The organism is Pseudomonas sp. JV449, assembly GCF_032424295.1.
GTDB lineage: Bacteria > Pseudomonadota > Gammaproteobacteria > Pseudomonadales > Pseudomonadaceae > Aquipseudomonas > Aquipseudomonas marginalis.
The window spans coordinates 160641-180476 of record NZ_VYKD01000028.1 but is presented as its reverse complement, the minus strand read 5'-3'; the positions used below and the strand labels follow the sequence as shown (position 1 = coordinate 180476).

Here is a 19836-nt window from a genome sequence, read left to right as displayed (position 1 = left end):
ACGAAGGGTCAGGCCGCCGTGTCATCCAGTCCCGGGTCCACGCGTTTGCCGATGTCCTTGAGCCGGGCCAATTGGTCGACCACGCTGGGGGCTTCATCCAGGCAACTGACGAACGTCCACAGGTACGTCATCACCGCATAGATATGGCCGGCCTTCACTGCGGGCGCCAGGGCCAACTGGCTGATGGCGACCACGAACAGCAAGGCCGCAAGGATGCCGATGGTGAGGAAGGCAACCGCCTCACGGTCCGACAGCCCGATACGCAGCCGCGACAGCACCTGATAGTGGCGGCGCAGCGTGGGGGCGCCGACCTTTTCCACCAGGCTGATTTCCTTTTCCAGGCGGTTGTTCAGCCGCTCATGCAAGCGCTGGTTGCGCCGTGCAAAGCCAGGCACCACCACCAGGCACAGCCCCAGCGCCACCAGGCACGCCAGGCCGACCCAGGGTTCGATCACCAGCAACATGGCCGCCGCGCCGATGATCGAGACCAGCGCCGTCGCAATGGTGGGCACGTGTTTTTCGAAGAAATCGACGAACTCCCGTGCCAGTACCACCCGCGCGGCGGACGTTGAGGTGCTGTGGCGTTGCAGGCGCTGGTTAAGAATCACCGGCACGGCAAGGTCGGCGTAGATACGCGTAAAGGTGCGGGTGTCCATGGCCCGTCGGGCGGCGCCCACCACCCAGAACCCGAGGACCACGGCGGCATAGAGCAGGGCATTACCGGTGTCGCCACGGATAATCGCGTCGACGGCAAACCCCGCAAACAACGGGTAGGCCAGCAGCAGCGCGTTTTCCAGCGCCACCAGCGACAGGGTGGCGGACAATTTGCCGGGGTAGGCCTTGGCGATCGCCTTGAGTGTCTGGCTGGCGGATTGTTGACCGATTTTGCGGCTCTGCTCGATCAGTAGTGGAGGTGTGACGGAGGGCATGGGCCACCTGGTTTACGCAAAGTAGGGGGGCGGGAACTCAGGGTCCCGGTATAAAGACCGCGGGTGATGTCGAGCAGATAGCGCGTTTCCTCGGTCATCAGTAACAAGTCGATCTGCACTTCTTCGATCACGATTTCCAGGGTGATCAGCAGGCAAATCGCCGGCGCGGTAAATAACCAGTGGTAATAGGACTGGCTGAACAGCGATGCGACAACCCCAAGGACCCACAGTGACAACACCAGGCGTGGCGCCTGTTTCTGCAGGGGAATCCAGAAGCGCTGCAACCGCTTGAGCTTGGCGCTATAGAGCCTTACCGAGTCTTCAAGCAGCGCCACGTCAATCACGTTTCGATCACGATAGTTGAAAGGCATACAGGCAATTCCAGGCTGACTACAAGAGGCGGGTGTGTGGCCTGGTCAAGGCGCGCGCAGGCAGCGCGCGATTCAACCAGGCCAGGTTGACTTCGTTGACTTGCACCCATTCGCCGTTCTGTGGAATCCCTTCGCAGCTCTTGAAAGCAATGCAACGTCCTTGTGCGTCGAGCAAGGCAAAGTGGCGGTACCGATTGACCCTGAAAATACAGAGGCGCATGCCTTCACCTGGGGGGGTTAGATGGCGACCAACTGGTCGGGCCAGCTCAGCTCGAATAAGGTGCCGCCGTTGTCGAGGTTTCGGCAGGTCGCGCGACCTCCATGGGACAGGGCAATCGCGCGTACGACGGCGAGCCCCAGGCCGCTGCCGCCCTGGGCGCGGGAGCGCGAGCTTTCGCCACGCTGGAACGGCTCAAAGATGTGCGTTGCAAACGCTTCTGCGATCCCCGGGCCTTCGTCCGCGACACTCAAGGTATTCAGGCCATCCTGGTTGCCCAGGCGCACCGTGACGTTGCCGGGGGTTGCATGGCGTTTCAGGTTGTCGAGCATGGCCAGCAAGGCTTGGCGAATCCGCGCCGGATCACACTGCACAGGCCGTTCGAGCAGGTCCAGGTGCAGCACGAACCCGCAGGCCTGCAGGCCCGGTTCGAACAGGCAGGCGTCGGCCTTGATCTCCTCGGCCAGGTCGGCACTCTGGATCTGCACTTCGAGGTAGCCGTTGTCCGCCAGGCCCACGACCCGCAGGTCCTCGATCAGGCGCGTCAGGCCTTCCACCTGGCCCAGCAGGCTGTAGAACTGCGCCTGGTCCGGGGTGAACACGCCTTCCGCCAACCCTTGCAGGCGGCCGCGCAGGATGGTCAGCGGGGTGCGCAGTTCATGTGCAATCGCGGCGTTCCAGAACGACTGCTCTTGCGCCATGCGTTTCAAGCGTTGGGCCATGCTGTTGAAGTCATCCACCAGCAAGGTGGCCTCTGCCAGTGAGCGGTCGGACGCCGTCGCCCGGGCATCGAGGTCACCATCGGCGAGCCGGCGAAGGCTGGCCGCGACCGAGTTCAAGGGCATCAGAATGCGCCGGGACAGTTTGATCGCCACCACGGCGCCCACCGCCAGGCTGATGCAGGTGATCAGCGCCATCCAGGCCCACTCCATGCCGGTGGGCAGCCATTCGTCCACGTCCAGATCCGACGGCGGCCAGAACGTCCAGAGCAACGCATAAAACACGTAGGAGCCGACCACGGCCAGGGCTATCACGCAGAGCACCACGGCGGACATCGACACGATGATCTGCCGGCTCAAACTGTTGGCGGTCTTCATGGCTGGCTCCCGAACCGGTAGCCGACCCCACGGATGCTGGCCGGTACGCCCTGGAGGCCGAGGTCTTCGATTTTGCGCCGCAACTTGCTGATATGGCTGTCGACGGTGCGCTCCAGGCTGTCGCTCTCGGGCGAACACAGGGCCAGCAACTCGGCGCGACTGAATACGCGCTTGGGGGCCTTGGCCAGTTGCGCCAACAATCTGAACTCGGTCACCGTCAGGTTGAGCCTGTGCGTGTGGGCACCGACCTGCACGCTGACTTCATGGCTGTCGATGTCGATTTCAAAGGCATTCACCCGCAGCACGCGCTGGTGGGCGCCGTAGCCATGATCGAGGGAGCGACGCAGCACCGCCTGGGTCCTGGCGACGACCTCGGCGGGGTTGAACGGCTTGACGATGTAGTCGTCGGCACCGATGCGCAGGCCCATGAGTTTGTCCATGTCCTGGTCCTGGGCGGTCAGCATGATCACCGGTGTGGTGCCTCGGTGGCGGATCTCGGCCAGGACCATCCAGCCATCCAGCTTCGGCATCAGCACGTCCAGCAGTACCAGGTCGGGCTTGAGCGATTGATGCAGTTCAAGGGCGCGGCGCCCATCCAGGGCATGGGCGGTCTGGAAGCCGCTGCGCTTGAGATAGGCCGCGAGGATGTCGGCGATTTCCGGCTCGTCTTCGGCGATCAGTACCAACGCCTGGCGTGGGGCCGCGAGGTCCGTCGGTGTCGATACAGGGTGTGATTCAGTCATGGTCGGCTCGGTCGTGCTGTTCGGTCATCGCAGTATGGCGAATTACCATGGGGCGACGAAGGCTACTGTGCACCACGAGCATGCGCTTTCATGGGAGGTTTTATGGAGAAACGATGGAGACGCGGGTTTATTCGCAAACAGCGTGATCAGGCGTAGCTGATCCTGTCGCTGTAGGCGTTTTGCGTCATGGTGCGCTGGTAGTCGCAGGGGGTGGTGCTGACCAGTTTCTTGAAGTCGCGCAGGAAGTGGGATTGGTCGGAAAACCCCAGGTCGAGGGCCAACTGCGAAAACGATACATCGTGCTGGGTATTGAGGGTGTCCAGGGCCGCCTGGCAGCGGATGATCCGGCAAAACGCCTTGGGTGACATGCCGGTATCCTGGTTGAACTGGCGGTGCAGGGTCCGGCTGGTGTAGCCGCTGAGGTCTTCGAGTTGCTGGATGCGGATATCGCCGCGATGGTGCAGCGCCTGCTGGATGATCATGGCGGTGAGTCGTGACGTCTTGCCCATCAGGCGCGGGGTCAGGTAGTCGTTGAACAGCCGCATCTGGTCGCCCAGCAGCGGTGCCTGGACGATGCTTTCGAAGAGGCGTTGGGCGAACTCGGAGACTTCCAGCAGATCGAGCTCCCGCTCGGTCAACTCTTCGGCCAGTACATTGACGAAGCCGGGGATCACACCCGGCGAAAAGCGCACGCCGAAATAGTGGTGGTGCTGGTGCAGCTCGACCGCCTGGGCCACCAGCGGGGTGCCGCAGATGCGCGCAGTCGGTCGCGTCGCATCACAGTCGAACAGGATATCCACGCAGCCATCCGGCACGGCCAGCAGGTTGGTCGATTGCGCCACATCGAAGGCATAGAAATGCGAGATCGCCGGGTGCGCGGACGGCATCACTGAATAGCGTGAAGAGTTGAGCACGAACCAGGGTTGTTCGTTCGCGGTGTGGAGCCGGGGAGTCGGCACACTCGGTTTGATCATGGTTGCTCCTTGGGCAGGCAGCGCCAGGGGAAAATCAACGCATTAATCGCGCCAACTATCGTCATACCCGACTGGGCGGCATGTCCGAAATTTACAATACCGCCGCCATCCCCCGCCCGATACTCGATCTCGACAGCGTGGAGCTGCGCCTACCGCAGCGATATCACCTTCAGCCCGAGAATAACTATGTCTACAACTACAAAAATCGATTTTATCTACCTCTCCGAGCAGGACATGATCCGCGCGGGTGTGACCGACATGCTGGCCTGCGTGAACACCATGGAGGAAATGTTCGGCCTGCTGTATGCCGGTGACTACCGCATGGCCGGCCCGAACAATGATTCCCATGGCGCGATGGTGATTTTCCCGCAGGATTCGCCGTTCCCGAACATGCCCAAGCCCACCGCGGATCGGCGCATGATGGCCATGCCGGCCTACCTGGGCGGCAGCTTCTGCACCGCCGGGGTGAAATGGTACGGCTCCAATATCGCCAACCGCGAAAAAGGCCTGCCGCGTTCGATCCTGATGTTCACCCTGAACGACCCCGACACCGGCGCGCCGTTGGCCCATATGTCGGCCAACCTGCTGTCGGCGTACCGCACCGGTGCGATCCCCGGCGTGGGCGCACGCCACCTGGCGCGCAAGGACTCGAAAGTCGTCGGCCTGCTTGGCCCTGGCGTGATGGGCAAGACCACCCTGGCGGCCTTCATCGCGGTGTGCCCGCATATCGACACCCTGAAGATCAAGGGCCGTGGCCAGCAGAGCCTCGACAACTTTATCGCGTGGGTCGAACAGACGTATCCGCAGATCACCACGATAGAAGTGGTCGACACCCTCGAAGCGGTGGTCCGCGACTCGGACCTTGTTACTTATTGTAGCTCCGGTGCCACGGGCGACCCCTCGATCTACCCAATTGTGCGGCGTGAGTGGGTCAAGCCAGGTGCCTTCCTCGCGATGCCGGCGTCTTGCTCCCTCGACGCGGGAATGGAGCAGCCCGACGTACGCAAGGTGCTCGACAACACCGGTCTGTACCAGGCCTGGTTCGAGGAATTGCCCAAGCCTGCGCATCACAACGTGCCGGTCATTGGCGTGCGCTTCATGGACATGATTGCCGAAGGCAAGATGCAGCTCGATGACGTCGAAGACATCGGCAAGATCATCGCCGGGGCCGCGCCTGGCCGCAGGAACGATGAGGAAATCATCATCATGTCGGTGGGCGGCATGCCCGTCGAAGACGTGGCCTGGGGCACGGTGGTGTACCGCAACGCCGTCAAGCACGGCATCGGCGTGACCTTGAACCTGTGGGAAACCCCGGAGCTGCGCTGAGCCGTAGCTTCATTCACTTTGACGAGGCATCCGACATGACAAAAATCACCAAGCTCAAGACCGGTTCACCATTCGAAGACCAGGCCAGCTATTCGCGCCTGGTGTGCGTGGACAACTGGATCTACGTGTCCAACACCGCCGGCCGCAACCCCCAGACCAAGCTGATCCCGGAGGATGTCCTGGAACAGGCGCACCAGGTGTTCGCCAACATCGAATCGGCCCTCAAGGCTGTCGATTCGAGCCTGGCCGACGTGGTGTGTTCGCGGGTGTTCATCCAGGACCCCAAGGACGTGCCGGCGGTGATGGGCCTGATCGGCGAGAAGTTTCGCGGCGTCGACCCGGCCAGCACCGTGACCTGCCCGCCACTGGGCTCGACGGTCTACAAGGTAGAGCTGGAAGTGACGGCGTATCGCAACGCGTCGAAGGCGCAGGTCGACCTCATTCGCCTGTCGCAATAATCGTCACGCGGCCATGCACAGGCCTGGCCGCCCTTATTCGTTTACCGAGTCCTGACCATGGCACCGACAATAGCGCCCGTGACAACCTCCACCGTGTTTCCCAGCGCGACCGCCGTCGTCATCATTGGCGGCGGGATCATCGGCCTCACGGCTGCGCTGACCTTGGCTGAGCGCAATATCGCCGTGGTGGTCCTGGAAAAAGGCCGGATCGCCGCCGAACAGTCGTCCCGCAACCTGGGTTGGGTGCGCAAGACCAGCCGCCACGCGGCCGACATCCCGCTGGCCCTGGCCGCCGACCGCTTGTGGGCGCAGATGCCCGAGCGGGTAGGGGCGGATGTGGGGTATCGCCAGGAAGGCATCATGTTTGTCGGGCGCACCCCGGCGCAAATGGCAATGCACGAGGGCTGGCTCAAGTCGGTGGAGCATTTGTCGCTGGATTCACGCCTGCTCAGCAAGCGTGAGATCGACGCGCTGGTGCCAGGCGGCACGGGTGACTGGGCCGGTGGCATCTTTACCCCTTCCGATGCGCGTGCCGAACCGACGCTGGCCAGCAGCGCGATTGCCAGGGCCGCCATGGACAGGGGCGTGGTGATCATCGAGCAGTGCGCGGTGCGTACGCTGCAGATGTCCGGCGGCACGGTCAGCGGTGTGGTCACGGAAAAGGGCGAAATCCGTTGTGATCATGTGCTGCTGGCGGGGGGCATGTGGTCGAGGCGCTTTCTGGGCAACCTCGGTGTGGCGTTGCCGACCTTGCCCCTGACCTGCTCGGTGCTGCGTACCCACCCCATGGAGGGGCCGACGCAGATCGCGGTCGGTGCGCCGGACTTTTCGTTTCGCAAGCACCAGGACGGCGGTTTCATCATTACCCAACGGGGTAAGTTGGATGCGTTCATGACCCTCGACCATCTGCTGCTCGCCAAGCAATACATGCCGCAGTTCCGTGCGCAACGCAGTGTGCTGAACGTGTCGCTGGGCAAGCCGTTCATCAATGACCTGGCCCTGGCGCGGCGTTGGCGCGCCGACAGCGTCAGCCCGTTCGAGCGCGTCAGGGTGCAGGATCCGGCGGCCAACCCGCGCCTCAATAGCGACGCGATGAACAACCTGATGGCGGCCTGGCCGGTGTTTGAACAGGCACGGATCGCCCAGGCCTGGGCCGGCACTATCGACGTGACACCCGATTCCAACCCGGTCATCGGCCCGGTCGCGCAGATTCCGGGGCTGACCGTGGCCACCGGTTTTTCGGGGCACGGCTTCGGTACATCGCCGGCGGCGGGTCATCTCGCCGCGGACCTGGTCAGTGGGCATGCACCGATCATTGACCCAAGCCCTTATCGCTTCGACCGTTTCTAAAGGAGCAAGCCCATGCCTGCAGACAGCTGTTTCTTCACCAACCGTTCGGGCCTGCGCCTGCACTATTTGCGCTGGGGCGCATCGAGTGGCGTGCCCCTGGTGCTGTTGCACGGCCTGCGCGCCTATGCCCAGACCTGGGAGTCGCTGGTGCAATCCCTGGGGGAGGGCTACTGCATCTATGCCCTCGACCAGCGTGGTCGTGGGTTGAGCGACTGGGCCGAGCCCTCCACGTATCACACCCAATCCTATGTCGAGGACCTTGAGGATCTGATCGCCCATGTCGGCCTGCAGCGTTTTGTCCTGCTCGGGCATTCATTGGGCGGCGCCAACGCCCTCGAGTATGCGCGGCAACATCCGGGACGCTTGCTGGGGTTGCTGATCGAGGACATCGGCCCCGGCTCTTCAACCCAGGGCGATGGCGCCGCACGTATCCGCCGCGAGATGGGCCAGACGCCGTTGCAGTTCGACAATTGGGACGCAGCCCGTGGGTTCTGGAGGGCTTCGCGCCCGGGGTTGTCGGAGCAGGGCCTGGCGTCGAGGCTGGCGCATTCGATGCAGGAACGCGACGGTGTGATTGGCTGGCGCCATGATCAGCAGGGGATTGCCCAGGCCCGCCTGAGTATCGAGCCGACGGACCTGTGGCCAGCGGTGCGTGCGCTGGATTGCCCCAGCCTGTTCATTCGCGGTGGTCGCTCGGACTTCCTGCCGCCGACGACGCTGCAGGCGATGAGGGCCAGCAACCCCCATGTGCGGACGGTGGAGGTCGCCGACGCGAGCCACTATGTGCACGACGATCAGGGCGCGGTGTTCAACGCGCTGATCGCAGGCTTTCTGGCGAACCTTGACCCGCCGAGGCAATGAGCGGCGGCCGCCCGCCAATGTCGATATCAGGCACCGGCGTGCCGCTATGAGGCTATTTTTGCGGCACGCAGGCCGCGTACTGTGACCCGTCATTAAGAAATGATGATCGCCTGACCTTCCAGTCAGTACGTCTTAACGTCGATCACAGAGAATAAAAAACAACGATGAATAGCCTGATTTCCAAGGATTCCAACGGCCAGCTGGCGCAGGGCTTCAAGCCGCGTCATGTCACCATGCTCTCCATTGCAGGCATTATCGGCGCGGGGCTGTTTGTCGGCTCCGGGCACGCCATCGCGGCGGCGGGGCCGGCCGTGATGCTGGCGTATCTGTTTTCCGGCCTGTTGGTGGTGCTGGTCATGCGCATGCTGGGGGAGATGGCGGTGGCCAACCCCGACACCGGCTCATTCTCGACCTACGCCGACCAGGCCATCGGCCGCTGGGCCGGGTTTACGATCGGCTGGCTGTACTGGTGGTTCTGGGTGCTGGTGATTCCCATCGAAGCCCTGGCCGCCGGGCATATCCTCAACCAGTGGTTCCCGCAGATCGACGCTTGGCTGTTCGCCTTGTTGTCGATCTTTTTGTTGGTGGTCACCAATTTGTTCAGCGTCTCCAAGTACGGTGAATTCGAGTTCTGGTTTGCCATGGCCAAGGTGGTGGCGATCATCGGCTTTATCGGCCTGGGAGGCGCGGTGCTGATGGGCTGGATTCCCGAGCGGGAGGCCAGCGGCTTGAGTCGCCTGATGGAAGAACACGGTGGTTTCGCGCCTAACGGCCTGTCGGCGGTGGTCGGGGCATTCATCACCATCATGTTCAGCTTTATCGGCACGGAAGCCGTCACCATCGCGGCTGCCGAGTCCAATAACCCGGCGCAGAATATCGCCCGGGCCACGCGCTCGGTGATGTGGCGCATCGGCGTGTTCTACGTGTTGTCGATCTTCGTGGTGATTTCCGTGGTGCCGTGGAATGACCCGCTGTTGGCATCGGTAGGCTCTTATCAGCGCGCCCTGGAGCTGATGAACATTCCCCATGCCAAGTTACTGGTGGACGTGGTGGTGTTGATTGCCGTGGCGAGCTGCATGAACTCGTCCATCTACATTGCTTCACGCATGCTGTATTCCCTGGGCAAGCGCGGGGATGCACCCTCGCTGATGAAAAAGACCTCCGCCGCGAGTGTGCCGAGGGCCGCCGTGATCGCCAGCACGATCCTCGGGGCTGGCGTGACCTTGCTCAGTTACTTCATGCCGGCCGGATTGTTCCAGTTTCTGCTGGCCAGCTCGGGCGCCATCGCCTTGCTGGTGTATCTGGTGATCGCCGTGTCGCAACTGCGCATGCGCAAGGTCCTGCAACGCCGCAATGTCACCCTGACGTTCAAGATGTGGCTGTTTCCCTGGCTGACCTGGGTGGTTATCGTCTTCATCTGTTGCGCATTGGCGGTGATGCTGTTGACGCCCGAGCACCGCTTTGAGGTGTCGTCGACCATCGGCCTGGCCTTGCTGATTTCCCTGGTCGGCGTGATCACGGCGCGGCAGCCCGACCGCACCCAAAAATCGATCCCCCTGGCTTCGCGCCCATGAACCCCCGGCCGGTCACCTGTTTGGTATTCGTGCTGCTGGATCAGTTCACCCTGATCTCGTTGGCGTCGGCGGTAGAGCCGCTGCGCATGGCCAACCAACTGGCAGGCCAGGAGTTGTATCGTTGGCACACCGCCAGTGTCGACGGTCATCCTGTGTGGGCCAGCGACGGCATGCCCATCACGCCGGACTGTTCCATAGCCGCTGCGCCCTCTGCGGATATCGTCGTGGTGTGCGGCGGCACGGGTATTCAACACACCCTGAGCGACGAGCTGATGAAGTGGCTGCGGACCCAGGCGCGTTATTCCAAGCGCCTGGGCGGTATTTGTACCGGCAGTTGGGTATTGGCCCGGGCGGGGCTGCTCGACGGGTTTGAATGCAGCGTGCATTGGGAGTGGCTGGCGGCCATGCAGGAAGCCTTTCCACGGGTGAGCCTCAGCGCCAGCGTGTTCACCCTCGACCGCGATCGCCTGACCAGCTCGGGCGGCACTGCGCCCATGGACATGATGCTGCACCTGATCGGGCGTGAGCATGGGCATGAGTTGTCGGCGGCGATTTCGGACATGTTCGTGTACGAGCGCATGCGCAACGAGCAGGACCATCAGCGCGTGCCGCTCAAGCATATGCTCGGCACCCAGCAACCGAAGCTGCAGGAAATCGTCGCGCTGATGGAGGCCAACCTGGAAGAACCGATCGACCTGGATGAATTGGCCGAGTACGTGGCCCTGTCACGCCGGCAGCTTGAGCGCATGTTCCAGAAGTACCTGCACTGTTCGCCCTCGCGCTACTACCTGCGGTTGCGGCTGATCCGCGCGCGCCAGTTGCTCAAGCAAACCCCCATTTCGATCGTGGAGTTGGCCTTGCTCTGCGGGTTTGTGTCCACGCCGCACTTCTCCAAATGCTACCGCGAGTACTTTGGCGTGCCGCCCAGCGACGAGCGCCTGGTGACGGCGGGCGAGCAAGCCGGCATGTTGAGGCCGATGATTCGCGCCGTACCGGTGACGATGCCAATGAGTGCCCTGGAGCAGGCGCGGGGGGAATCTACCTTTGCCAGTGTCCGGCTCAAGGCCAGGCGCTGAGAGTACGGTGAGTGGCGCTGATCAGCGACGCTTGCGTTTCGAATTTCAGGCCCCACTCACGCTGGCTTCAAACCCGCATGAACGCCTTGATTCTCTCGCCGCACTGATCGGCACGAATCATCCCAGGCGCCGCATCCAGCGCAACCAGGCCGTCCTCCATGAAAATCACCCGGTCGGAAATGGACAGGGCGAAGTCCATCTCGTGAGTCACGATCAGCATGGTCATGCCTTCTTTGGCCAGGTCGCCGATAACCTTGAGCACGTCGCCTACCAGTTCCGGGTCAAGGGCTGACGTCGGCTCATCAAACAGCATGATATGTGGATCCATGGCCAATGCGCGGGCGATTGCCACGCGTTGTTGCTGCCCCCCAGACAACTGATGCGGATACTTGTGCGCGTGAGCCAGCAGTCCGACCTTGTCCAGCAGGGCGTAGGCGCGCTGCTCGCTGATGAGCTTGTCGCGGCCGTGATAGCGCGGCGCGAGGGTGACGTTGTCGAGAATGGTGCGATGGGGAAACAGGTTGAAGCCCTGGAACACCATGCCGATGTGCTGTACCCCACGGCGTACTTGTTGCGTGTTGGTGTTATCACCGGCGTGGATATAGCTTTCGCCGAACAGAATGATCTCGCCTTGGTCGATGCTTTCCAGGGCGTTGACGGTGCGGATCAGCGAGGTTTTTCCCGAGCCCGACGGGCCGATGATGGAAATCACCTGACCCGCATTTACATCAAGGTTGATGCCCTTGAGCACAGCGTGCTGGCCGTAGCGCTTGTGAATGTCGACCAGTTGCAGGGCGGGTGCCGAGCCAGGCCCGGAGGTTTTCCGAGCGCTTGCCGAAGGAGGGGCGGGTTGTGATGCGCGTAGGCGCCCCATGCTGGTGTCATCCAGCGTCTGGGGGGTGCGGTTGTTGAGTTCCAGGTGGTGCTCCAGCCAATGAAACAGCCAGCCGAGCACGGTCACGATCAGCACGTAATACACCGCCACAGCCGATAGGGTTTCCATCACCAGGAAGTTTTGCGCGTAAAGGCGCTGGCCCACGGTCAACAGTTCGGTCAAGGAAATCACCGAGACCAGTGAGGTCAGTTTCACCACGGTGATGTATTCGTTGATCAGCGTCGGCAGGGAAATGCGGAACGCCTGGGGGATCACGATCAGGCGCTGCAAACCGATCAGGCCGATGCCCAGCGCGCGGCCGGCCTCTTTTTGACCTTTGGCCACGGATATCAAGCCACCACGGTGGATTTCCGCCATATAGGCCGCTTCGGTGACCACCAGGGCCAACAGGCCGGAATAGAACGGGTTGGACAGGACGCCACGGGTGACCGGGAACATCTGCGGCAGGTTATAGACGAACACCACCAATACCAGCAGCGGCACGCTGCGAAAGAACCAGATATAAATCGACGCCGGCACGCTGATCCAGCGCGCGGCCGAAAGCTTGGCCGAAGCCAGCAGGAAGCCCAGCAGCATGCCGATGAACCAGGCCAGCGTGCTGAGCTCCACCACCGTAATGCAGGCTTTCCAGAAGTCCGAGAGCGAAAACAGAGAAAAAAAGTAAGGCCATTCAAATTGCATGTGTCTCTCCAACTGCTGGCGTCGACACAGGCTTTACCTGGGCCGGGCAGTCAAGCGAAAGCCGCCGACTGTGGGAGCGGCTGCGCTCCCACAGGGCTGCACCGGGTCAGTTAGTCGGTTCTTCGAGGTTGTATTTCTTCAACAGGGCGGTGTATTCACCGGAGGCCTTGCTCGCCTCAAAGGCCTTGAGCAGTGCCTGATAGAGCGCGTCGTTGCCTTTCTTGACGTAAATCCCCAGCGTCTGCTGATAGATCGAGTGCTCGGTGCTCACCACGACGCGGCCCTTGGTGCGTTCTGCGATCATGCCGGCGGCGCCGTCGATCTCCACCTGAGCCTGCACATTGCCGGAGAGCAGCGCCTGGGTTACCTCCGGTGCGGACGGGAACTCGCTGACCATAATCGCGCCCTTGTTATTCGGGGTGCAGTAGTCGGTCGAGAGCGTGTTGAACTGCGTCACCCACGTGGTGCCTTTTTCCAGGCCGACTTTCAGGCCGCAGAGGTCTTCCGGTACTTTCGGTTTCAGCGGGCTGTCCTTCAGCACCATGATCGCTGCGCCGGTCTTGGCGTAGGGGATGGTTTGCGCTTGCGTCTGCCGCTGGGGCGTGATGTACATGCCGGAGATGATCGCGTCGTAGTGGCCGGCGTTCAGGCTGAGGATCAGGTTGGAAAACTTGGTGTCGACGAAGTCGGCCTTGAGGTCCAGGTGCTTGGCGAGCAGGTGCGCCAGCTCGGGGTCGGAACCGACGACGTTTTTATGTTCGTCGTATGACTCAAAGGGCGGATAGGTGATTTCCATGCCGATCTTGAGTACGCCGGGCGTCACCGTCGTTGCTGCATGGGCGCCGGCCGCACCAAGGAGTGCGACGGCCAGCAGGGTCAAGCGGACAGCATGATTGATTGGATTGCGCATCATCGATGACTCCACGTCGGTAAAGTAGGGTTGGGCGGGTGGTTAAACAGGGCGGTGTGACCAGGCTGAGGGTTGCATCAGGACGCGTCCTGCGCCTGGCTCTTCAAGTGACCGAAGCTCGATGGCTTGCGTGCTTTCTCGTACAGCTTGAGTTCGCCCCGTTCGACTTTGCGGCGCAGGTACTGATAGGTCTGCAACGCTTGGCCGAACATGTGCTCACCGATGGTGATTTCCTGGTAATCCCTAGCGCCTTCAAGAAAAGCGCCTTCAAGAAACTGTGGCAGTGGCTTGATCTGCGTATGGAAGTCGCACGCGTAGAAGAGTGGGAAGGCGTAGCGCTCTTCGCTGACGGTTCGCACTCGGTGAGCCGTAGCGACGAACGTACCCGCGGTCATGACCTCCAGCATGTCGCCGATGTTGACCACAAAGGCACCGTCCACGGGTGGCGCATCAATCCATTGGCCTTGATCGTTCATCACCTCGAGGCCTGGCTTGTCGGCAAGCAAAATGGTGAAGCACTCGTAGTCGGTATGTGCACCAATGCCGGGTGCGTCTTGGGCGGCCAGGTCAAAGGGGTAGTGAATCAGGCGCAGTTTCGACGGTGGGCGGGTAACCAGTGCCTCGAAATAGTCCTCTTCAAGGCCTAATGCGAGCGCGAAGCCCTTGAACAGGCGACGCCCCAGCGCAAACACCGCAGCGTAGTACGCTTCGACGGCGGGACGGAAACCCGGCAGGTCCGGCCATTCATTGGCCCCGATCAAGGGGGTTCCGGCCCTGACCAGCGGATCGTCTTCGCCCACTTCAAAACCGATATCGAACGCCTCCTTGTGGTCCGGTTTGCCTTTGGCATAGACCTCTTCGCCTTCAGGCACAAACCCCTTGTGGCTGCGGGAGGTGCCGATGTAATGCTGCATCTTGTACGCAAGGGATTGCGCAAACAGGTCCTTCGCCGCGTGGCGCAAGCCGTCGATCAGCGACGACTCGATGCCGTGGTTCTTGATGTACAGAAAACCCACTGCGCGTGCGGCGTTACCGAGTTCTTCGGCCACTGCCTGGCGCTGTGTGATGTCGTCGCTGTACAGCCCGGCGATGTCCACCAGCGGAATGCGATTGAAGTTGGCGGCCTTTGGCGTTTGGTCAGGCATGAAGTAACGCTCCTTATCGGGTTGAGGCGCCGCTGAAACGCCGGAAATGCTCGCGCTCGGTATTTGCCATCCACACATTCAGCGACCACAGGTCGGCCACCGGCACATTGGTGAAGGGCAGGTGATGCAGGTAGCCGTCGGCACCGAACTCCGGTGTCAGCGTGCTGACCTGATAGCCGCGACTTTCCTGGGATCGCCAGATGGCCTCCCAATGCTGCTGATGGAAGGCCAGCGCTTGGGTGTACTCGGGAGCGGCGGGGTGGGGAACCTGGGGCCCCTGGTCATAACCGACCCGGGCTTGAATGTGGTGAACGCGCTCGACGAAAGCGCTGAGGTCATCTTCCGGATCGTTGAGCAGACGCTCGCAGGTGACGACCCAATGACTGATGTCGCTGGTGAAGCGCAGGTCCGGCAGTTGACGGATCAGCTCGAGGGTGACCCAGGGGTTGAACAACGAGCGCGCACGATGGGTTTCAAAGGCGCACACCTGGCCGTGCTTGCGCGCGACGTCCATCGCGCGGCCAAAGAAGTCGACTTGCTGTGCCAGTGGCCAGCGGTCGTTGCCAGCCAGCAGGTTGATGAAGCGCGGCGACAATTCAGCCGCCCAAGCGAGTTTTTTATCGAGGTCCAGAAGGTGTTCGTCGACGCTCGCCGATTGTTGCGGCAGAACATCGTAGGCGCTGAAGACGGTACTGATATAGCTGACATGGTTGGCGCGTAGAAAGGCTGCGAACTCGGCGCGTTCGCTGGCGGTCATGGGCAGGCGGGCTTCCATGCCATCGAACCCGGCCTCAAGCAACTCTTCGAGCGCTTGTGCCTTGCTTGCGGTGTAGCCCCACAACGTTCGGAATACTTCCAATTTCATCGATCTGCTCCAAAGGTGCCTTCGCATGATTGACACAGCGGCGTTTCGGCGCGGACCGAAACGCACAAAAAACGGCAGTGACAATCAGAAAAGGCAATCTTCGGGCCCCATCTCTGTGGAAAGGCTCCTTTGTTGCCGCCAATAGTAGGGAGGGGCGCTTGGCGGAAAGAATAGGGAAGTGCAAATAGATAGTTCAGAGATTTCTAAACTATTGTTCAGTGCGGCTCAGGGTGGCGTCATGGGTTAAAACTCGGTTACGACGGTTACCCCTGCCGTCTCGAAGCGGTCCATGTTCGTCAACGCGTCGATGGACTGTTCCAGGCTGATGGTTTTACCCACGAGTTTTTCAGGCGCCAGCTTGCCTGAGGTGATCATCTCGATCATGGCGCCATAGCGATGCGCCTGCATGCCGTGGCTACCGTAGATCTCAAGTTCATGGGCGATAACCTTGCTCATGGGAATCGCCGGCGTGGCGTGATCAGCGAGCATCAGCCCGACCTGGACGTGCTTGCCGCGACGGCGCAGGTTGTTGATGGAGTTGAAACAGGTGGTTGGGTGGCCCAAGGCGTCCAGCGAGACGTGGGCACCGCCCTGGGTGATTTCCAGCACGGCTTCGGTGACGTCTGCGACGTACTGGGCATTAATGGTGGCGACAGCGCCGAGGGCGCGCGCCAGATCGAGTTTTTCCTGGGAAATATCGATGGCGATCACGTTCGCGCCAATGGCCTGGGCGATCATCACCGCAGACAGGCCTACACCTCCGCAGCCGTGAACCGCGACCCACTGACCGGCGCTGACGTTGCCTTGGTCGACGACTGCACGGAACGAGGTGGCGAAGCGACAACCCAGGCTTGCGGCGGTAGCGAAGTCCATGCTCTCAGGCAGCGCGACCAGGTTCAGATCGGCCTGGTGGATGCCGACGTACTCGGCAAAAGACCCCCAATGAGTGAAGCCTGGCTGGAATTGCGTGTGGCACACCTGCTGATTGCCGCTGTTGCACTGCGCACCGGCACCACAGCCACCCACGAACGGCACGGTCACCCGGTCGCCGACCTTCCACCGCGTGACGCCGTGGCCCACCTCGGCCACGATGCCCGCCAGCTCATGACCCGGTACATGGGGCAGTTCAATGTCGGGGTCATGACCTTTCCAGCCATGCCAGTCGCTGCGGCACACCCCGGTGCCAAGCACCTGGATCACCACGCCATGACGTTCCGGGGATGGATCGGCCACGTTCATCAGGCGCGGCGGTTTGGAAAAGGCTTCGTAGACGACTGCTTTCATTCAAATTACCTCGGCTTGGAGGGGCGATTCAGGCATTGCCATTATGAATGAGCGCCTTGAAATTACCTTTCAAGTTGCAATTGACCGAGCGCAAGAATTGAAATTAACCTTCATTTTTAAGCCTGAATTTGAGGGGTTATTTCATGGTTGAGCAGCTCGATAAAGCGGACATTGCAATATCGGAGCGTTTGCAGCGGGACGGCAAGCTGTCGAATGTCAAGCTGGCCGAGCAGCTGTCCCTCAGCGAAGCGTCCTGTTGGCGCAAGCAAAGACGGCTGGAAGAATGCGGGGTGATCGAGGGATACCAAGCCATTCTCAATCGAAAGAAACTCGGGCTGGGCCTGAAGGCGTTTGTCCAGATCTCCTGCACGGATCACAGCGAAGAAGCCACGGCAACGTTTGAAAAGATTATCCAGGCGGCCCCGCAGGTATTGAGTTGCCATAACACAACGGGGGAGGCGGACTTTCTACTTGAGGTGGTTGCACGGGACCTGGACAGCTATAGCCGCTTTGTCGAAACAGTGCTGAGGAAGCTCCCTGGGGTTTCAAGTATTCGCTCGAACCTCTCCCTGCGAGAGATGAAGACCACTCATCGACTGCCCGTCAGCGAGCTCTTGAGCATCTGAAGGCTGTCGGGCACGTCGAGAACCATCGTTCGTCCGGACAATCGAGCATTTCGGCACTGTTATCGAGCATTTCGGCACAGTCTCCCGGTTTTGTTCAACCTAGACTCGAGCTTCACTTCAAGACTCAGCTGGAGCCGCAATGAACATCAGATTAATCCTGCCTGCACTCTCCATGGCCGTCACACTCAGTGGCTACGCTGCGGATTTCTCACTGACCAGCCGGGATATTGCTGACAACCGCCCGCTGACCCGTCGCGAAGTGTTCCAGGGCTTCGGTTGCGAAGGTGGCAACACGTCTCCTGAGCTTTCGTGGAAAAACGCCCCCGCAGGGACTAAAAGCTACGCGATCACCGTTTACGATCCCGATGCCCCAACCGGCAGCGGTTGGTGGCATTGGACGGTGGTCAACCTGCCAGCCTCCACCCATAGTTTGCCCAGCGGCGTGGGGGCAAACCTGCCTGCGGGTGCAGTACAAGGGCGAACCGATTATGGCCAGCCGGGGTTCGGTGGCGCTTGCCCTCCTGTCGGCGATAAACCCCATCGCTATCAATTCACCGTGTGGGCCTTGAAAGTCGATAAGCTACCGCTCGACAACCAGGCCAGCGGAGCCTTGGTCGGTTACATGCTCAACGCCAACGTCCTGGCCAAAGCGACCATTACTTCAACTTACGGACGTTAAGAACCATGCGCCCTTGTGACGGCATACAGCACCGGGAAAATATTATCGATGCCTGTGTCATACGGGCGCGACATGCCCTTACCTTGCCCAGGGTGCCGGTGTTCGTGACCACCTTGTGTCGAGTGCGGCAGGGGGAAAAACTGTTGCAATGGGATGACCGGGAAATGCGCGCAGGGCCTCGGCATCTGATTCTGATGCCGGCCGGGCGCGAGCTGGGTATCTCAAACTTACCCGGCCCTCAGGGTCACTACATCGCCGATGCGGTGACCTTTCCCGTCTCGACATTGCGTCAATTCAGCAGCCGATATAGCCAGCAGATCAAGAGTGGTCGCGGTGCACTGAAGAGCGATCTATGCGTTCCCCTGGACAGGCACACGACCCAGGCATGGGAGCAGTTGCTGGTCGCCATCAATGCAAACGCCCCGCAGGCACTCTGCACACATTATGGGGAAGCGGTGCTGCTGAGCCTAAGCCTTGGCGGCCAGGCCGGACCTCTGCTGATGGGGCGCAACGATCCATTGTGCGAGCGGGTGCAGCAGTTGGTAATGGCCAGCCCGGAGAGAGACTGGACGGTTGCGAGCATCGCACAGCACATGAACCTGGGGGAGTCGACCTTGCGTCGCCAACTGGCGAACGAAGGGAATAGTTTCAGGAATATTCTGGAGGGCGTTCGACTGGCGACAGCATTACAACGGCTGCAAACAACGTCTCGCCCGATCGGTGAAATTGCCGGCGCCTGCGGCTACGCCTCGGCCTCACGTTTTGCCGTGCGCTTTCGCTCACACTATGGCCTGTCACCCCGTGAGTTGCGGGCAGCGATTTGAGCATTTGCGGGAGGGCTTTCCCCAGTCTGCCGGCCGGCAGTGCGAGCCATGTGACGTTTATCGGTGGGTACCGGACCAGACTGTCTGGCGATAGTGCTACTGTCTACGCAGCACCCCCGGAGCCTGCTGGATGACTCATCAAACTTCAGTTCACCCCATCGCAACGCCTGCAGCCGGGTCAAGCACTGAAAAACCGCGCGTTCACCCACCTATGTGGCATGGCAATCCGGACTTACCCACCCTCGGCAGCACTGGGGCGGCCATTTTGGGTTTCTGCGTTGTGCTGCTTATGTTCCTGCCGGTCATAGGGGTGATGGTGCTGATCTTTTTCGGCCTAGAAGCGATGCAAGGCGCATCGTCCAGCGATGGGGCGAGTCTCACCACGTCGCCTCTCATCCTGTTCATGCTTGGTTTTGTTGTGCTCATGGGGCTGGTTTTCGCGTGGATGTTCTCTGCGTCCAGAGTGCTGGCCTTCACCTTTGACGAAAACCGGCAACTGCTTACTCTCACCGTCACCCGTCGCGGCCGTAAACCCGCCGAAGTGCAGGTGCCCTTTAGCGATATCATTTGTATCAGCCCTTACCTGCTCGCCAGTTATGACCGCCATGGACATTTCAGCGTCGTGTATCAAGGGCCGAGGGGCAAGGAGTTCGAATATCGATTGGCTGAGGGGACTTCTCTGGAAGACATGGAATTTCATGCCGCATGGCTGCGCGCAATAATAGGCGAACGGATGCATGAACCAATGAATCTGGACAAATGAACGAAGGACCTCCGAGCACTATCACCTTTCAATCGCATCGATAATCGCCCCGCCGTCAGCGCCATCCAGCAAATACCCACGGCGTCGAATGGATCGAAACACGCACCGGCAGTGTCACCTTGTGCCAGTTTGGGCGCGTCCATTCGTCTGTTGCCCGGCACTCTGGGGGGCATGGTGTTTCTCAACCT

21 protein-coding genes are annotated in these 19836 nt (G+C 61.1%); 10 read left to right on the top strand and 11 right to left on the bottom strand.

The genetic code is table 11. The features are described 5' to 3' along the window. Window positions 1–8: 8 nt before the first annotated feature. The 6 genes from F6S08_RS24885 to F6S08_RS24860 all read right to left on the bottom strand — a co-directional run bounded on the left by F6S08_RS24885 (window position 9) and on the right by F6S08_RS24860 (window position 4331). Window positions 9–929, bottom strand: coding sequence for an ABC transporter six-transmembrane domain-containing protein (locus F6S08_RS24885; protein ID WP_315872463.1), 921 nt, complete (start codon window positions 927–929; stop codon window positions 9–11). Further along, window positions 902–1300 carry a hypothetical protein gene (locus F6S08_RS24880; RefSeq protein ID WP_065927440.1) on the bottom strand — a complete coding sequence of 133 codons (399 nt, stop codon included), beginning with the start codon at window positions 1298–1300 and terminating at the stop codon, window positions 902–904. Before F6S08_RS24880 ends, F6S08_RS24885 begins: the two co-directional genes overlap by 28 nt. Window positions 1301–1319: 19 nt before the next feature. Next, window positions 1320–1520 (bottom strand): hypothetical protein, encoded by a 201-nt coding sequence (locus tag F6S08_RS24875; RefSeq protein WP_065927441.1) that lies wholly within the window; start codon window positions 1518–1520, stop codon window positions 1320–1322. Window positions 1521–1537: 17 nt separating this feature from the next. Then, a complete protein-coding gene (locus F6S08_RS24870) occupies window positions 1538–2614 on the bottom strand; it encodes an ATP-binding protein (RefSeq protein ID WP_065946943.1) in 1077 nt (358 codons plus the stop codon). Further along, window positions 2611–3357, bottom strand: coding sequence for a response regulator (locus tag F6S08_RS24865; protein ID WP_065927443.1), 747 nt, complete (start codon window positions 3355–3357; stop codon window positions 2611–2613). Before F6S08_RS24865 ends, F6S08_RS24870 begins: the two co-directional genes overlap by 4 nt. Before the next feature lie 146 nt (window positions 3358–3503). After that, window positions 3504–4331: an AraC family transcriptional regulator gene (locus F6S08_RS24860; RefSeq protein WP_065927444.1), complete on the bottom strand. Its 828-nt coding sequence runs from the start codon at window positions 4329–4331 to the stop codon at window positions 3504–3506. 186 nt (window positions 4332–4517) lie between these two features. On the opposite strand from F6S08_RS24860, the gene F6S08_RS24855 reads away from it, so the two are divergent. From F6S08_RS24855 to F6S08_RS24830, 6 genes are all read left to right on the top strand, one after another. Next, entirely contained in the window at window positions 4518–5657 is a 1140-nt protein-coding gene (locus tag F6S08_RS24855) for a tyramine oxidase subunit B (RefSeq protein ID WP_315872462.1), read from the top strand. Window positions 5658–5692: 35 nt separating this feature from the next. After that, window positions 5693–6115, top strand: a complete 423-nt coding sequence (locus F6S08_RS24850; RefSeq protein WP_027606668.1) for a RidA family protein — start codon at window positions 5693–5695, stop codon at window positions 6113–6115. A gap of 57 nt (window positions 6116–6172) precedes the next feature. Then, window positions 6173–7465, top strand: coding sequence for an FAD-binding oxidoreductase (locus F6S08_RS24845; protein ID WP_315872461.1), 1293 nt, complete (start codon window positions 6173–6175; stop codon window positions 7463–7465). A gap of 12 nt (window positions 7466–7477) precedes the next feature. After that, entirely contained in the window at window positions 7478–8326 is an 849-nt protein-coding gene (locus tag F6S08_RS24840) for an alpha/beta fold hydrolase (protein WP_065927447.1), read from the top strand. A 164-nt stretch (window positions 8327–8490) separates the two neighbouring features. Further along, the gene (gene gabP, locus F6S08_RS24835; protein WP_074846849.1) at window positions 8491–9900 is read left to right on the top strand and encodes a GABA permease; all 1410 of its coding nucleotides are present in this window, start codon (window positions 8491–8493) and stop codon (window positions 9898–9900) included. Then, on the top strand, window positions 9897–10976 hold the full coding sequence (locus tag F6S08_RS24830; RefSeq protein ID WP_065946948.1) for a GlxA family transcriptional regulator: 1080 nt from the start codon (window positions 9897–9899) through the stop codon (window positions 10974–10976). The genes gabP and F6S08_RS24830 overlap by 4 nt, the downstream gene beginning before the upstream one ends. A gap of 67 nt (window positions 10977–11043) precedes the next feature. Here F6S08_RS24830 and F6S08_RS24825 read toward each other — a convergent pair whose 3' ends face one another. The 5 genes from F6S08_RS24825 to F6S08_RS24805 all read right to left on the bottom strand — a co-directional run bounded on the left by F6S08_RS24825 (window position 11044) and on the right by F6S08_RS24805 (window position 16756). Beyond that, entirely contained in the window at window positions 11044–12552 is a 1509-nt protein-coding gene (locus F6S08_RS24825; RefSeq protein WP_315872460.1) for an amino acid ABC transporter permease/ATP-binding protein, read from the bottom strand. Window positions 12553–12658: 106 nt separating this feature from the next. Next, window positions 12659–13462, bottom strand: a complete 804-nt coding sequence (locus F6S08_RS24820) for an ABC transporter substrate-binding protein (RefSeq protein ID WP_074848160.1) — start codon at window positions 13460–13462, stop codon at window positions 12659–12661. 77 nt (window positions 13463–13539) lie between these two features. Continuing rightward, window positions 13540–14607, bottom strand: a complete 1068-nt coding sequence (locus F6S08_RS24815) for an isopenicillin N synthase family dioxygenase (protein ID WP_315872459.1) — start codon at window positions 14605–14607, stop codon at window positions 13540–13542. 13 nt (window positions 14608–14620) lie between these two features. Next, window positions 14621–15472, bottom strand: coding sequence for a sugar phosphate isomerase/epimerase family protein (locus F6S08_RS24810; protein WP_065927452.1), 852 nt, complete (start codon window positions 15470–15472; stop codon window positions 14621–14623). 243 nt (window positions 15473–15715) lie between these two features. Beyond that, window positions 15716–16756: a zinc-dependent alcohol dehydrogenase family protein gene (locus tag F6S08_RS24805; protein WP_315872458.1), complete on the bottom strand. Its 1041-nt coding sequence runs from the start codon at window positions 16754–16756 to the stop codon at window positions 15716–15718. Window positions 16757–16899: 143 nt separating this feature from the next. Between F6S08_RS24805 and F6S08_RS24800 the strand changes: the two genes are divergently transcribed. The 4 genes from F6S08_RS24800 (at window position 16900) to F6S08_RS24785 (ending at window position 19648) form a co-directional block, all read left to right on the top strand. Beyond that, window positions 16900–17382: an Lrp/AsnC family transcriptional regulator gene (locus F6S08_RS24800; RefSeq protein WP_065927454.1), complete on the top strand. Its 483-nt coding sequence runs from the start codon at window positions 16900–16902 to the stop codon at window positions 17380–17382. 139 nt (window positions 17383–17521) lie between these two features. Continuing rightward, the gene (locus F6S08_RS24795; protein ID WP_065927455.1) at window positions 17522–18061 is read left to right on the top strand and encodes a kinase inhibitor; all 540 of its coding nucleotides are present in this window, start codon (window positions 17522–17524) and stop codon (window positions 18059–18061) included. 5 nt (window positions 18062–18066) lie between these two features. Beyond that, complete coding sequence (locus F6S08_RS24790; RefSeq protein ID WP_065946951.1) at window positions 18067–18885, top strand: helix-turn-helix transcriptional regulator; 819 nt, start codon at window positions 18067–18069, stop codon at window positions 18883–18885. Between the two features lie 130 nt (window positions 18886–19015). Further along, window positions 19016–19648, top strand: a complete 633-nt coding sequence (locus F6S08_RS24785; protein WP_074846843.1) for a hypothetical protein — start codon at window positions 19016–19018, stop codon at window positions 19646–19648. Window positions 19649–19836 lie beyond the last annotated feature (188 nt).

Coding starts and splice junctions, on each gene's coding strand:
- F6S08_RS24885 (WP_315872463.1), bottom strand. CDS start 929: ATGCCCTCCGTCACACCTCCACTACTGATCGAGCAGAGCCGCAAAATC.
- F6S08_RS24880 (WP_065927440.1), bottom strand. CDS start 1,300: ATGCCTTTCAACTATCGTGATCGAAACGTGATTGACGTGGCGCTGCTT.
- F6S08_RS24875 (WP_065927441.1), bottom strand. CDS start 1,520: ATGCGCCTCTGTATTTTCAGGGTCAATCGGTACCGCCACTTTGCCTTG.
- F6S08_RS24870 (WP_065946943.1), bottom strand. CDS start 2,614: ATGAAGACCGCCAACAGTTTGAGCCGGCAGATCATCGTGTCGATGTCC.
- F6S08_RS24865 (WP_065927443.1), bottom strand. CDS start 3,357: ATGACTGAATCACACCCTGTATCGACACCGACGGACCTCGCGGCCCCA.
- F6S08_RS24860 (WP_065927444.1), bottom strand. CDS start 4,331: ATGATCAAACCGAGTGTGCCGACTCCCCGGCTCCACACCGCGAACGAA.
- F6S08_RS24855 (WP_315872462.1), top strand. CDS start 4,518: ATGTCTACAACTACAAAAATCGATTTTATCTACCTCTCCGAGCAGGAC.
- F6S08_RS24850 (WP_027606668.1), top strand. CDS start 5,693: ATGACAAAAATCACCAAGCTCAAGACCGGTTCACCATTCGAAGACCAG.
- F6S08_RS24845 (WP_315872461.1), top strand. CDS start 6,173: ATGGCACCGACAATAGCGCCCGTGACAACCTCCACCGTGTTTCCCAGC.
- F6S08_RS24840 (WP_065927447.1), top strand. CDS start 7,478: ATGCCTGCAGACAGCTGTTTCTTCACCAACCGTTCGGGCCTGCGCCTG.
- gabP (WP_074846849.1), top strand. CDS start 8,491: ATGAATAGCCTGATTTCCAAGGATTCCAACGGCCAGCTGGCGCAGGGC.
- F6S08_RS24830 (WP_065946948.1), top strand. CDS start 9,897: ATGAACCCCCGGCCGGTCACCTGTTTGGTATTCGTGCTGCTGGATCAG.
- F6S08_RS24825 (WP_315872460.1), bottom strand. CDS start 12,552: ATGCAATTTGAATGGCCTTACTTTTTTTCTCTGTTTTCGCTCTCGGAC.
- F6S08_RS24820 (WP_074848160.1), bottom strand. CDS start 13,462: ATGCGCAATCCAATCAATCATGCTGTCCGCTTGACCCTGCTGGCCGTC.
- F6S08_RS24815 (WP_315872459.1), bottom strand. CDS start 14,607: ATGCCTGACCAAACGCCAAAGGCCGCCAACTTCAATCGCATTCCGCTG.
- F6S08_RS24810 (WP_065927452.1), bottom strand. CDS start 15,472: ATGAAATTGGAAGTATTCCGAACGTTGTGGGGCTACACCGCAAGCAAG.
- F6S08_RS24805 (WP_315872458.1), bottom strand. CDS start 16,756: ATGAAAGCAGTCGTCTACGAAGCCTTTTCCAAACCGCCGCGCCTGATG.
- F6S08_RS24800 (WP_065927454.1), top strand. CDS start 16,900: ATGGTTGAGCAGCTCGATAAAGCGGACATTGCAATATCGGAGCGTTTG.
- F6S08_RS24795 (WP_065927455.1), top strand. CDS start 17,522: ATGAACATCAGATTAATCCTGCCTGCACTCTCCATGGCCGTCACACTC.
- F6S08_RS24790 (WP_065946951.1), top strand. CDS start 18,067: ATGCGCCCTTGTGACGGCATACAGCACCGGGAAAATATTATCGATGCC.
- F6S08_RS24785 (WP_074846843.1), top strand. CDS start 19,016: ATGACTCATCAAACTTCAGTTCACCCCATCGCAACGCCTGCAGCCGGG.